Genomic DNA, 14,150 nt, shown 5'->3' on the forward strand with positions numbered 1-14,150 from the left:
TCAATCTCTTTAATTAAATTTAACCTAAAATTTGTTGCATGATACGTTGCATCATATCAGTTGTTTGCGTCATTCCTTTATCTTGTTTTTCTTCTGAAGCTTTAAATGCATCAACCTCGACAAGATGTTTCTCAACATTAATACTACTTGTCATCTCATCGCAACCTTCAACAAAAGTACGATAACCACTAATTAATTTTTTATGTTTTCCCAAAACAGGAATGGGTACTTGTAAATCATCTAATTTGCTTAAATTTTCTTGGTAACTTGCTGTACCTTCAACAAATTTTTCTTTAGTAGTTGTGAATTCATCATCTGAAACAATAGAAAAGTCACCTGCAGTAATGGCTTTTTCCATTACTTCGTAATGATCATTTAAAGAATTACCCATTTCTTCAGTTGCTTGCGCAACATCATTTAACGCATTGATATAATAATTTACATTAACTCTTTTTTTCAAGATATAAACTTCCTTTTATTTATTTTTTCTGAATAATCGTTGGCCAAGCTTCACAATTTCAACAATCACAATAATTGAGAATGATCCCGCTAAAACAATACCCCATTGATACATATCTAAATGGCTAACATGGAACATTTTATTTAATCCGGGGATTAAAATAGTTGCTGCGAGCAACGCAAATGATGCCAAAATTGACCAATTAAACGTCACATTTTTAAAGATATTACGGTTGAAGATTGACCCATGGATTGATTTAACATTGAATGCATGGAATAACTGAATTAATCCTAATGTTGCAAAAGCCATTGTTAAAGCATCTGCATGAATTAATTTATCACCCATATGAACAGGATACGTTAAAGCCAACCAATAAACAAATAATGTTATAGCCCCTTCTAAGATACCTTGATAAATAATACTTGGCATCACACCACCAGAGAAGAAGTTTGATTTACGTCCACGTGGTTTTTGATCCATCAATCCTTTTTCAGCAGGTTCTACACCAAGTGCAATTGCGGGAAATGTATCTGTTACCAAGTTAATCCACAAAATATGGACTGGTGCCAAAATACTCCAACCCATCATTGTCATAACAAACAAGGTTAATACTTCACCTAAGTTTGCAGAAAGTAAATATTGAATTGATTTTTGAATATTAGAAAAGACTTTTCGTCCTTCCTTAACAGCAAAAACAATTGTCGCAAAATTATCATCAGCGAGAACCATATCTGAAGCACCTTTAGATACTTCAGTTCCTGTAATACCCATCCCAATTCCAATATCAGCCGATTTCAAAGCTGGCGCATCGTTCACACCATCACCAGTCATAGCAACCACTTGATTCTTTTTCTGCCATGCTTTAACAATTCGCACTTTATGTTCAGGCGATACCCTTGCATATACAGAATATTGTTCAACCTTATTTTCAAATTCTGAGTCTGATAAATCATCTAATTCAGAACCAGAAATAATTGCTTCATGTTGTCCAGCTTCAACAATTCCTAATCGAACTGCAATAGCTTCGGCAGTATCGCGATGATCGCCTGTAATCATCAAAGGACGGATCCCGGCTTTCTTAGCTTCGCTAACTGCAGCAGCAGCTTCTGGTCGCTCTGGATCAATCATTCCAACTAATCCAGCAAAAATCAAATCATTTTCCACAGTTTCTGAATCTAATACCGCTGGAATTGCAGGCATTTCACGATACGCGAATGCTAACACGCGTAATGCTTGCGTTGCCATATCATGATTATTAGTCATAATATAATCTAGCTGTGCATCAGTTATCGGTTTAATTTCGCCATTTTCAATATAACGTGTTACCCGTTTTAATAGTTGATCGGGAGCACCCTTAACAGCAACAAAAAAAGATTTATCCTCATTTTTTTGAATTGTTGACATCAATTTACGTTCTGAATCAAATGGAACTTCAGCAACTCGAGGTTCACTGCTTAATAATGCATCCACATCTAATCCATGATCTAAATGATATTGAATTAGAGCCGTCTCTGTTGGGTCACCAATTAAATTGCCCTCAGATGTTTGTTTTGTGTCATTACTGAAAGACATCACCTGGTATAGTGGACTTTCTAAATTTGTTTCCACCTTATCGGCATCTAATAACTCATTATTTATAAATATTTTTTCAACAGTCATTTGATTTAACGTTAATGTACCCGTCTTATCTGATGCAATAATGTCAGTACTACCAAGTGTTTCAACTGCTGGTAATTTTCTAACAATCGCATTTCTTTTTGCCATCTTTTGTGTTCCAAGTGCTAAAATAATTGTAACAATAGCTGGTAATCCTTCTGGAATTGCAGCTACAGCTAATGAAATCGCAATTAACAACATATCAATGACACTATTATCTCCATTTTGTAGACCAACGAAGAAAACAATAACAGCAATAATTAATATTAAAATAGTTAATGTTTTACCTAATTGGTTAAGATTATCTTGTAGTGGTGTTTTCATTTCATCGGCAGAATTGAGCATTCCTGCAATACGTCCAACTTCAGTGTTCATCCCTGTTCCAACAACGATTCCTTCACCACGCCCATAAGTTACATTACTATTCATAAACGCCATATTATGGCGATCGCCAATACCAGCATCTTCATCATTTAATAAATTTAAACTTTTATCAACAGGTACTGATTCACCAGTTAAAGCAGATTCTTCAATTTTAAGAGAAGCAATCTGTGTTAAACGTAAATCTGCTGGAATAACATCCCCTGCTTCAAGTAAAACAATATCTCCAGGTACTAAATTTTCACTTTTTACAGTTTCAATTTGCCCATTTCGTTTTACATTTGCGTTAGGTGTCGACATTTCTTTTAACGCATTAATTGCCTCTTCAGCCTTAGATTCTTGAAAAACACCGAATACAGCGTTTAAAACAACAACTAACATGATGATAATTGCGTCCACAACTTCACCTGATGATGCCGCAATTAACGCAGCCACAATTAAAACGATTATCATGAAATCTTTAAACTGATCAAAGAATTTTTGTAATATTGTTTTACGTTTACCTTCTGACAACTGATTCAATCCATACTTGTCTGTTCTTTCTTTAACCTCTTGGGTTGTTAACCCTGCCAAATCTGTCTTTTGGCCTGCTAAAACTTCGTCAACTGATTGTGCGTAAATCCTTTTTGTCATAGTAATCCTCCTTATAATAGTTTCACAAAATACAAAAAAAGACCTATGTATGTTGCAGAACTTTAAACATACATAAGTCTCACTATTTAAGGCAATACCAGAAAAAGAACTTTCTTGTTGGTGACATTGCCGCGGATAACCGCCAGTTACTCCCCTATGATTTCTTTAATTATAACTGAAATGAAACAGCTTACGCAACTATTTACTTCCAAAAAGAATCATAAACAGTAATTGGCAGATGTCGTTTGTGTTCTGTCTTTAAATACCAATTTTCAATTTTATCACTAATTTCTTTTGAAACTACCTTTCCTTCAAGATAATCATCAATATTATCGTAAGTAACTCCTAAGGCAACTTCATCAGGTAGCGCTGGACGGTCTTCTTCCAAATCGGCTGTTGGTACTTTTAAATACAGATGTTCCGGCGCATTTAACGAAGCTAACATCTCTCTACCTTGGCGCTTATTCAAACGCCAAAGTGGTGTAATATCAGCACCTCCGTCACCATATTTAGTATAAAATCCAGTAATTGCTTCTGCAGCATGGTCAGTTCCCACAACCGCACCTGACTTTGCCCCGGCAATCCCATATTGAGCAATCATGCGCTGACGAGCTTTGATATTACCTTTATTAAAATCAGAAATTTCAAGATTGTTTGCCATTAAGCTTATTACCATTTCATCGGTAGCACCTTTAATGTCTACACGAACCACTTGATCTGCCTGCATAAATTTTATAGCATCTAATGCATCAGATTCATCGGATTGATTGCCGTATGGTAGTCGAACTGCAATAAATTGATAATTGCTATCACCGGTTTCTTCACGTAACTCACGAATAGCCTGTTGTGCTAAATACCCAGCAAGTGTTGAATCTTGTCCACCAGAAATTCCTAAAACTAAAGATTTTAAAAATGGATGTTTCAATAAATAAGCTTTCATAAAATCAATACTCATACGAATTTCTTCTGCAATATTTACACTTGATTTCACTTTCAAAGTTTCAATAATTTTCTTTTGTAAGTCAGTCAAGATTAACACCCCTTATTTAATATTATTCATATTATTTCTAATTTTTTGGATGATAGCCATCTTATTATCATAAGCTTTTTGTGATAAATCGACAGGGTAATCTTGTGGATTTAATTCACGTTTATATTCTTCCCATAACCCATCTAACTGAATTCTTGAATACTCTCTAATAGCATCCAATTCTGGCTGATTATAAACCAGTTCACCTTCAACAAATATATCTTGTAAAATTGGTCGTGCATTATAGTTAGTTACCAACTTATTAATATAGGTATACTGCTGATGGAACATATAAAGTGAGTCTTGTTTCTGAGGTTCCTCATCCGATAGTGCAATGTAATCTCCTTCAGTTTTACCATCAACTTTATTAGTAATACGCCATACTTGTTTCTTACCTGGTGTTGATACTTTTTCTGCATTATTACTGAGTTTAATTGTATCAACCATTTTACCATCGCCACCTTCAATGGCTACTAATTTATAAACTGCACCTAAGGCGGGTTGATCATAGGCAGTTATTAGTTTAGTTCCAACGCCCCAGACGTCAATTTTAGCTCCTTGCATTTTTAAATTAGTAATTGTTTTTTCATCTAAGTCATTTGAGGCATAAATTTTAGCTTCTGTAAATCCAGCTTCATCTAATTGTTCACGAACGCGTTTCGAAATGTAAGCCATATCCCCACTATCAATTCGTACGCCGGCAAAATTAATCTTATCACCTAACTCTTTAGCAACTTTAATTGCACTTGGCACACCACTTTTTAACGTATCGTATGTATCAACTAAAAAGACACAATCACGATGCGTTGTTCCGTAAGCCATAAAAGCATCATAGTCATCTCTGTATGCTTGAACTAATGAATGCGCATGCGTTCCACTGATAGGAATACCAAATATTTTACCTGCTCGGACATTACTAGTTGCATCAAATCCACCAATATAAGCTGCACGTGTTCCCCAAATAGCTGCATCAAATTCTTGTGCTCGTCTTGTACCAAATTCTAACACACCATCATCTCCGGCTACAGCTTTGATACGAGCTGATTTTGTTGCAATCAATGTTTGATAATTAATGATGTTAAGTAATGCCGTTTCTACTAATTGACAGTCTGCTAAAGGACCTTCTATTTGGACAATGGGTTCGCCGTTAAAAACAACTTCCCCTTCAACAGCTGACCTGATTGTGCCACGAAAATGAAAATCTTTTAAATAGGCAAGAAAATCATCTGGATATCCTGCCACTTCTCTTAAATACGCAATGTCTGTCTCTGAAAATTTTAAATTTTGAATATAATTAATAGCTCGTTCTAAGCCTGCAAAAATCGCATAGCCATTAGAAAATGGTAAATTTCTGAAGAAAACTTCAAATACAGCATTTTGATTATGAATATTTTTTTCCCAGTAAGTTTGGATCATATTAATCTGATAAACGTCCGTATGTAACGTATAGCTATCATCTGGGTAATTTTTTACCATGATGTTTCTCCTTTAAAATGAATGCACTACTAGAATTTTTTCCAGCACACAAATTATAATCTACATTTTACCATTTTTTCCGTAATCCGTCATATTCAATACTTATTTTAAATTTATCTTCTGTTATAATGAGACAAAGTTTAAAAAGTGAGGACATATTATGCCAAATAAATTTAAAAAAACAAAAATATTAGATATCGAATTTATTAATACAACTAATGACGCTTTTTTAACTCAGATAGCGACTGATTCGATAGCTCATCTAAATCGATTTATCGTGACAGCCAACCCAGAAATTGTTCTATTTGCACGACAACACCCAGATTATAAAAAGATTCTTAACCAAGCTGACTACGTTACACCAGATGGTATTGGTATTATCAAAGGCGCAGCAATTTTAGGGACTCCAATGCCCGAACGAATCACTGGCTATGATACTTTAATGAGCCTGCTTAAATGGGCTAATAGTCATCAAAAATCAATATACCTAGTTGGTGCAGCCGAAACGGTCATCCAAAAAGTTGCCAAAACGATTAAGTCTGATTATCCAAACATTAATTTAGTCGGATTTCATAATGGTTATTTCAAAAATGATCAGGATATTGTAAGTAACATTAAAATATCTCAGCCTGATTTTGTTTTTGTTGCAACAGGTTTTCCAAATCAGGAGGAATTTATTCAGCGTAATCGCCAAGTGTCTGATAGTATCTGGATGGGTGTTGGTGGTAGTTTCGACGTTCTAGCGGGTACTGTGAATCGTGCGCCACAATTTTGGCAAAATCATCATATTGAGTGGCTTTATCGTTTATTCCAAGAACCGACTCGTTTTATTCGAATGCTAGCTATTCCACGTTACTTATTACTAATATACAAAGAAAAATTTAGAGGACATAAAAAAAAGAACTAAGAAATTAAAAATTTCTTAGTTCTTTTTTACATATTGTTATATTACCAAACGAAAACGCCAACCATACCCGCTGATAATAATGAAACTAGAATACCAGATAATAGCATGTAACCAACGTTTCTTGCGATAACATCATTTTTTTCTTTATCCACAATTCCTTTGAAACAACCAATAATCATTCCAATTGTTGAAAAGTTTGCAAACGATGTAACAAAAACAGTTAAAACAGCTTTGTAATGAGGTGCAAATGAGTTAATCGTACTTGATACTTGTCCCATAACAACAAATTCATTTGTTACTAATTTTGTACCCATGTAACGTGCTAATTCGAAAGCATCTGAAGGATTGAATCCCATTAACCAAGCAAATGGGAACATAATAATACCTAAAATATTTTCAAGTGATAAATTTGGATTAACTAATCCAAGAATATTATCAATCAAGGCTGCTAAAGCAACGAAAGCAATAACATTTGCTGCAATAATCAAGACTAACTTACCAGCACCCAAAATTGAATCACCCAAGAAAGCGAAAAAGGGTTCTCTTTTATTATCTGATTCAGAAGTTTCTAAATCATTTGAGTTACTACCTGTCATTTCAGCAATAGTATCTTCTTCTTCTGTTACTTCAACTGGATTTAAAATACTTGTTATAATAATAGCATTAATAATATTAATTGGAACAGCTGTTAAGATATATTGACCTGGCATCATTGTTGTATAAGCACCAATGATTGAAGCCGTCACACAGCTCATTGACATCATTGCCAAAGTTAAGTTCCGTTCTGATTTCATTAGTTTCAACTGAAGGCTTGAAACAGCTAATGCTTCAGTATTTCCCAAAAACATCATTTCTACTGAGAAAAATGATTCAAATTTTGGTTGGCCTGTAATTTTTGATAACCCACGGCCAATCCACTTAATAATAAATGGAAGAACGCCAATGTACGTTAAAATATCAAACAATGGCACAATCATAATAACTGGTAATAGAACACTCATGAAAAATCCCATATCAGTTACTTTAGGCATAGCGGGTACCATAAATTGAATACCTTGATATGCGGCCTGCATTAGCCAATTAAACCCATTAGCCGCGCCTTCTACAAGATCACGTCCTAATGAGAATTTTGTTAAGAACCAAGCTAAAAATAAATTAATAACGACCATAATTGCGATTGATTTCCAATTGACTTCTCTCTTTTTCTTGGAAAACGCAAATGCAACTAAAATAAAAATGGCAACACCGAAAATATTAACTAATAAATACATATCTTAAAACCCCTTCAGATAATTTATTTTTTGCTCTTAAATAATATAGCGTTATCTCAAATTGATGTCAATCGAACAGATTTCTCAAAAAAAAAATTACTCTATCTCATCCATTGATATGGTTGAAAGAGAGCAATTAATAATTTCTTAAACTTTATTTTTCTAGATAAAATTCAAAGCGATTCCCTACATATTGTGTCCGAACATATTCAAAAGGTTCACCATTTTTCAAAAAGCTAACTTGACGAAGCCTCAAAATCGCTTCACCACGCTTGATTGATAGATAATCCGCTATGCTTTCAGCAGCTGACATAGCAGACACTGTCTGTTGTGCCCCTCCCAATGTTAAATTGGCTTTTTCTTCCAATGTTCGATATAAAGAGCTCGTAATTTCAGTTTTACTATAACCCTCAACTAATTTATTAGGAACCGTAGCAACTTCAAAACAAATCGGTAAACCATCAGCATAACGAATTCGTTCCATTCGTAAGACTAGTTCGCCATCGATCAATTGTAACTTTTCAATTTCACTTAATGAAGGCGTTGTAACATGATAAGTGATCGTCTTACTTGAAGCCACTTTTCCCTGTTCAGCCATTAGGTCAGTAAAACTAGTCACACCTGACATCTTTTCTTGAACCTTCTTACGAGCAACGTAGGTTCCATCACCAACATGACGTTCTAGAATACCTTCATCTACCAAGGTTTGAATTGCCTGTCTAAGCGTCATTCTGCTGACACCAAATACAACAGCAAGTTCACGTTCAGCCGGAATACGATTGCCAACTTCCCATTCACCAGATTCAATTGTTTTTTTCATTTCATTATGAATTTGAATATATATGGGAGATCCCATTAACAATTACCTTCCTAACCTTTTATTAAAATTTACGTCCAAAGCTATATGTGCTTTCTAGTTGCATGTTAGCATCAAATAAGTTCATATCAGCATCTTTTCCGATTTCAATAGCACCTTTTGATGTTAAATTGAATTCCCTAGCTTGATTGACAGAACTCATCAATACAGCTTCTTCGATACCACAACCAGTAAATTTCATAATATTTTTAAATGCATCTTGATATTGTAAAACAGAGCCTGCTAAATTACCAGATTCTAATCTTGCTTGTTTGTCTTTAACAATAACTTTTTGCCCGCCAAGTTCGCTTAAGCCTTCAGGCATTCCTTTAGCACGCATCGAGTCAGTAATTAATTCAATACGTTTAGGTCCTTTTAAATCATAGGCTAGTTTAATCATATCTGGCACAATATGAAAACCATCAGCAATAATTTCTGTATAAATATTATCCTCTAAAAATGCATGTCCAGTTACACCTGGTTCACGATGCTTAAATTCGCGTTGTGCATTGTATAAATGAGTGACATGACTTGCTCGAGAATGTTTCATTTCTTCGCGAGTAGCGTTACTATGGCCCACTGAAGGTACGATACCATTCTTGATACAATACTCTTCAAATTCAGGTGACGTTTTATGTTCCGGTGCATAAGTCACTAATTTGATCATATGTCCTGATAATTCATTCCATTTATCAAATAACTTTGTATCAGGTGCCTCAATATATTTTTCAGGCTGTGCGCCTTTAAAAACAGGAGAAATAAATGGTCCTTCAAGATGAATTCCTTGAATAACAGGGTTCACTTCAGCGGCTTTTTTGATACCAACCATAGCATTAGCAATATTTTCATGTGATTGGGTCATTGTCGTTGCGAAATAAGTCGTAACACCTTCGTGAATCATATCGGTAACCATTTCATTAATTTGTTTAGAATCACCATCCATAGCATCAAAACTATATCCACCATGGCTGTGAACGTCAATAAATCCAGGAACAATAATTTTCCCTTCTACATCTCTAACCTCATCAGAGGCTAAAGCTTTGTATTCGCTCATTGGCCCCATTGCACTAATTTGTTTATCAAATCGAATATATGCATCTTCAATTTTTTCTGAACCCGTGTAGATAACTGCATGTTTTAAAACAATACTCATCTTATCCGCCATCCCTTCAATTTATAAACTTAGTATAATCGGTATAGACCAAAAAAACAAGGTCATATCAAATTTAGTTTTTGTCTTTAGCCACAGTTGCATCAACTGCTTTAATAATAGAATTCATAAATCCAGCCTCTTCCATTGCAAGCAATCCAGCAATAGTTGTGCCACCCGGAGATGAAACCTCATCAATTAATTTCCATGGCACTTCATCAGTAGCTAAGACCTTTTTTGCACTGCCTAGTACAGCTTGAGCAGCAATCTTAGTTGCTTTATCTTTTGGTAAGCCATATTTAACGCCTGCACGTGCAAGCGTATCAATAAATAAGTAAATAAATGCTGGTGAGCTACCAGCAAGAGCAACAAACGTGCTAAAATCGCGTTCAGCAATCTCCATCGTTTCACCAATAGTATCAAATAAATCAGTACCTTGTTTCATTTGTTTATCTGTCAAAATATCATTACCGACTAACGCAGTCATACTTTCGGAAACCGTTGCGTTAACATTTGGCATTGTTCTTAAAATACCAACTGAATGATTATCTAATTCTAATTCAATTTCAGAGATTGAAACACCTGATACAATAGAAATTAGCATAGGTTTGTATTCCTTCACTGACTCTTTAATTTCTGCTAAAACCATACCTAAGACAATTGGTTTAACAGCAAGAAAAACAACGTCAGCCTCACTAACCACCTGAGCATTGCTACCTAACGCTGTAAAGCCATTAGCTTCAGCATAAGGTACATAGCTGGACTCTCTTGCACTGTGTACCAAAATTTCTTTTGGCGCGATAAATTCTGCTTCTACTAAACCTTCAATAATTGCTCGAGCCATATTACCAGCTCCAATAAATCCAATTTTCATAGTTTCCTCATTTCAATTATTATATTTAATTACTATCTCCATCATACCGCAAAAAAAAATAAAATAACAAATAAAACAAAAAAGCAGATACCTAAGTATCTGCTTTTAGCTAGTTGGGTTAGATGGATTCGAACCATCGCATGACAGGATCAAAACCTGTTGCCTTACCGCTTGGCTATAACCCAATATTATAAAATAATGGTGGAAGAGAGTGGATTCGAACCACCGAACCCGAAGGAGCGGATTTACAGTCCGCCGCGTTTAGCCTCTTCGCTACTCTTCCATATCAGCTTTATCCGACTTAACTATCATACAAATAAATGGATTAAAAATCAAGCTTTTTTTTCAATTATTTTAAATTAATTATTTGTAACGTAAATTTCCACTCATCGAAGAACGTATTTTTCGTCCATTCGTTATATTTTTTCCGCCCATATCCCACTGGCTTCGTATAATACGTCGTTTCATTAATTTGAATAGGATCATGTTTGATATGGAGGTGCCCAAATAAAACTTTTTCTACTTTATAGTATTCTAACAGATCTCCCATCTTTTGACTACCTAACATGCCGTTTGCAACGTTCCAGAAACGATTATCATTATTAATTTTAATATACAATTCATTAGGTACAAAATGAGTCATAAATATTATTTTTTTATTTAATTGTTTCGCATCACTCAATAATTTTTCAGTTTGTCTTAAACTTAATTTAAATCTCTCGACATCTGGCATTGGTTGAACAATTTTACGATCGATCCAATAGTTTGTTTTCCAATGTAGCATTTCTTTATCAGACCGTTTTAGCTGTTTTGAGTAACTGTAATCGTACCATCCATTATTACCTATAATACGCCATTCAGTGCCGGAGATATCCAAATATTGATTATGGAGATAAGAATCATTCACTACACTTTCTAGCTCATCAAATGTTATATTTTTAACCATGTCATGGTTACCTGCAATAAATAAGACAACAATTTTATTATTTAACTTTCTTTTCAGTCTAATAATATAATCAATCGTTTTATTAAAATCATTAAATAAATCTCCTGTAATAAGATAATACTCAATATTTTTCGCTAATAGATAATTTACTTGTTCATCAATAATTATATCCACATCAACTTTATTAATATCAAAGTGATTATCACTACTAGTTGCAATAATTGTCATGTTTCCCTCCAAAAAAAGATATGTTAATTAAAATTAACATATCTTTCATTAAAAATCTATTTAATTAACGCCTTCCATTAATTTATGAATTCTTGGAATAAAGAAACTCAACATAATACCAAAGGCAACAGTAATTCCACCAACTACAGCAAAGTACATTGATTCAGTAGCGGGTGTGTATAACCGAACAATTTGTGAATTCAATGCTTGAGCAACAGCATCACTCAAGAACCAAACACTCATCATTTGAGATTGAAAACTTTTTGGTGCAAGTTTAGTAGTAATTGATAAGCCAACTGGAGAAACCAAAACTTCACCAAGCATAACCATCATCCAACTTGCAACTAACCATAATGGGCCAACTTTAGTATCTGTTCCAAAAAGAACACCAGGGAGCATCATCCAAAGGAAAGATGCTCCAGCAAATACTAGACCAATTGAAAATTTAGCTGGAGAACTAGGTTGTTTCGATCCTAATTTAACCCATAACCAAGCAAATATTGGAACATAGATTAATATGAATAACGGATTCATACTTTGAAAGAAACTAGCTGGGAAAGTGAACCCAAAAGCACTTAACTGCGTTCTAGTTGACGCAAACATTGCTAAAACAACTGAACCTTGTTCTTCAATTGACCAGAATAAGATACTGGCAATAAATAACGGAATATACGCTGTAAGTCTTGATCGTTCAATTTTTGTTGTTTTCTTACTTGTTAACATCATTGTAAAGTAATAGACAGGGATGATAACTGCAAGAATTGTGATTAAAAGAATGACATTCGTAATATTTAATGATTTAAATAGGAACATGATAACTAAAATTAAAGCTAAAGCTATAACACCGATTGAAGATTTTTTAAGAATAGTTGATAATTCGTTAGGTTGAATAGGGTCATTAGGATATAAACTATCTTTTGTTAAATATTTTCTTCCGTCAAAGTAATATTGAACTAAGCCGAAAAACATCCCAATAGCTGCTAATGAGAATCCAACGTGGTAATTATATTCTTGACCAACCCATCCAACTAGCAACGGTGCAATCAAAGCACCAATATTAATCCCAGATACAAAGATACTGAAACCAGAATCACGTCTTGGATCCTTACTATTGTATAATCCACCAACCATTTCAGAAACATTAGGTTTTAACAACCCTGTTCCCAATACGATTAACGCGATAGATATGAATAAAGCAACTGATTTAAAGGGTGTTGCAAGAACAATATGTCCTAGCATTATTAGTATTCCACCAATAAACACTGTTTTTCTACTACCCCAAAGGCGATCACTAACGAAACCTCCAATGACACCTGATAAATAAATTAATGATCCATAAATGGACATAATTGACATGGCTGTAGCTTGATTATAACCAAGCCCATCCACTTCTGAAATCATATAGTATAAAAGAATTGCTCGCATTCCGTAATAACTGAATCGCTCCCACATTTCTGTAAAAAATAGTGTTGATAATCCTCTAGGATGACCAAAAAAGGCCGTATCTTTATTTTTCATGGACTTCCTCCGATATAAATCTAGTATATGTATTTTAATGCATTACACATTATACAATGTATATATATCAATAGTCAAATCAAATTTTTACTTATATCTCATCATTTACTACTTGTTTTATCATTTAACGTCTTTCTAATATGTGAAAAATTTTATATCCATTATTAAGTAATAGTGTAACAAAAAATGCTCTATAGTATCTGCTATTTTTGCTAGAACAATCTATCAAGTGACTAAGTATTTTATCCGGTTCATTTTAGAAGCACGCGAAAACGTTAAAGTAATCGTTACTTATATAAACTATACGTATCCCAAGTTTACGAGAACTTTGTTATTCCCGAACGCCATAGTTGTTTACGATCAATTTCACATTTACAATGCACTTATGCATGCATTTAATAAAACTTGAATTCAATTTTTTAAAAAAATTGTTTACTCATTTTAATTTAACATGAAGACTATGTGAAAAACGCTATTAACTATCCTTATTCTAATAGCCTACTTGAAGGAAGGGACTAACAATAAATTGAAAATTATTAAACGTAATGCCTACGGATTTAGTGATTTTAGGAACCGTGTTTCCTTTGTAATGAGAAATAAAACTATAAAAAAAGGTGTTGTCACTTTGTGACAACACCTTTTTTTATATTCAGCAACGGTCGTAAAATTTTATTGTTTTATTTTTAATAGCATGGCAACGTCCTACCCTCGCAGGGGGCGACCCCCAACTACTCTTGGCGCTAAGAAGCTTAACTTCTGTGTTC

General features: G+C 34.1%; 13 protein-coding genes and 2 tRNA genes. 3 read left to right on the forward strand and 12 right to left on the reverse strand.

The window, feature by feature from the left end:
• Positions 1 to 19: 19 nt before the first annotated feature.
• The 4 genes from AC1RPV_RS06990 to AC1RPV_RS07005 form a co-directional block, all read right to left on the reverse strand.
• Positions 20 to 460, reverse strand: a complete 441-nt coding sequence (locus AC1RPV_RS06990) for a hypothetical protein (protein ID WP_481761874.1) — start codon at positions 458 to 460, stop codon at positions 20 to 22.
• A 15-nt stretch (positions 461 to 475) separates the two neighbouring features.
• Positions 476 to 3,130: a cation-translocating P-type ATPase gene (locus AC1RPV_RS06995; RefSeq protein WP_481761873.1), complete on the reverse strand. Its 2,655-nt coding sequence runs from the start codon at positions 3,128 to 3,130 to the stop codon at positions 476 to 478.
• 202 nt (positions 3,131 to 3,332) lie between these two features.
• Positions 3,333 to 4,160: an ammonia-dependent NAD(+) synthetase gene (nadE, locus tag AC1RPV_RS07000; protein WP_481761872.1), complete on the reverse strand. Its 828-nt coding sequence runs from the start codon at positions 4,158 to 4,160 to the stop codon at positions 3,333 to 3,335.
• A gap of 12 nt (positions 4,161 to 4,172) precedes the next feature.
• On the reverse strand, positions 4,173 to 5,636 hold the full coding sequence (locus AC1RPV_RS07005; RefSeq protein ID WP_481761871.1) for a nicotinate phosphoribosyltransferase: 1,464 nt from the start codon (positions 5,634 to 5,636) through the stop codon (positions 4,173 to 4,175).
• A gap of 160 nt (positions 5,637 to 5,796) precedes the next feature.
• On the opposite strand from AC1RPV_RS07005, the gene AC1RPV_RS07010 reads away from it, so the two are divergent.
• Complete coding sequence (locus tag AC1RPV_RS07010; protein ID WP_481761870.1) at positions 5,797 to 6,543, forward strand: WecB/TagA/CpsF family glycosyltransferase; 747 nt, start codon at positions 5,797 to 5,799, stop codon at positions 6,541 to 6,543.
• A gap of 41 nt (positions 6,544 to 6,584) precedes the next feature.
• Here the strand turns inward: AC1RPV_RS07010 and AC1RPV_RS07015 are convergent, their stop codons facing one another.
• The 8 genes from AC1RPV_RS07015 to AC1RPV_RS07050 form a co-directional block, all read right to left on the reverse strand.
• Complete coding sequence (locus AC1RPV_RS07015; protein WP_481761869.1) at positions 6,585 to 7,814, reverse strand: NupC/NupG family nucleoside CNT transporter; 1,230 nt, start codon at positions 7,812 to 7,814, stop codon at positions 6,585 to 6,587.
• Between the two features lie 154 nt (positions 7,815 to 7,968).
• Positions 7,969 to 8,670 carry a GntR family transcriptional regulator gene (locus AC1RPV_RS07020; RefSeq protein ID WP_481761868.1) on the reverse strand — a complete coding sequence of 234 codons (702 nt, stop codon included), beginning with the start codon at positions 8,668 to 8,670 and terminating at the stop codon, positions 7,969 to 7,971.
• 25 nt (positions 8,671 to 8,695) lie between these two features.
• On the reverse strand, positions 8,696 to 9,823 hold the full coding sequence (gene nagA, locus AC1RPV_RS07025) for an N-acetylglucosamine-6-phosphate deacetylase (RefSeq protein WP_481761914.1): 1,128 nt from the start codon (positions 9,821 to 9,823) through the stop codon (positions 8,696 to 8,698).
• A gap of 73 nt (positions 9,824 to 9,896) precedes the next feature.
• Positions 9,897 to 10,694 (reverse strand): pyrroline-5-carboxylate reductase, encoded by a 798-nt coding sequence (proC, locus tag AC1RPV_RS07030; RefSeq protein WP_481761867.1) that lies wholly within the window; start codon positions 10,692 to 10,694, stop codon positions 9,897 to 9,899.
• A 113-nt stretch (positions 10,695 to 10,807) separates the two neighbouring features.
• Positions 10,808 to 10,879: transfer RNA gene (locus AC1RPV_RS07035), tRNA-Gln, on the reverse strand.
• A gap of 14 nt (positions 10,880 to 10,893) precedes the next feature.
• Positions 10,894 to 10,977 (reverse strand) — tRNA-Tyr (locus AC1RPV_RS07040).
• Between the two features lie 66 nt (positions 10,978 to 11,043).
• Complete coding sequence (locus AC1RPV_RS07045) at positions 11,044 to 11,868, reverse strand: metallophosphoesterase (RefSeq protein WP_481761866.1); 825 nt, start codon at positions 11,866 to 11,868, stop codon at positions 11,044 to 11,046.
• 60 nt (positions 11,869 to 11,928) lie between these two features.
• A complete protein-coding gene (locus tag AC1RPV_RS07050) occupies positions 11,929 to 13,386 on the reverse strand; it encodes a peptide MFS transporter (protein WP_481761865.1) in 1,458 nt (485 codons plus the stop codon).
• A 193-nt stretch (positions 13,387 to 13,579) separates the two neighbouring features.
• Between AC1RPV_RS07050 and AC1RPV_RS07055 the strand changes: the two genes are divergently transcribed.
• Positions 13,580 to 13,795 (forward strand): transposase, encoded by a 216-nt coding sequence (locus AC1RPV_RS07055; protein WP_481761913.1) that lies wholly within the window; start codon positions 13,580 to 13,582, stop codon positions 13,793 to 13,795.
• Between the two features lie 117 nt (positions 13,796 to 13,912).
• Positions 13,913 to 14,017 carry a hypothetical protein gene (locus tag AC1RPV_RS07060; protein ID WP_481762193.1) on the forward strand — a complete coding sequence of 35 codons (105 nt, stop codon included), beginning with the start codon at positions 13,913 to 13,915 and terminating at the stop codon, positions 14,015 to 14,017.
• Positions 14,018 to 14,150 lie beyond the last annotated feature (133 nt).

The sequence above is a fragment of the Dellaglioa sp. CoH-55-MRSF-9 genome, assembly GCF_056782155.1.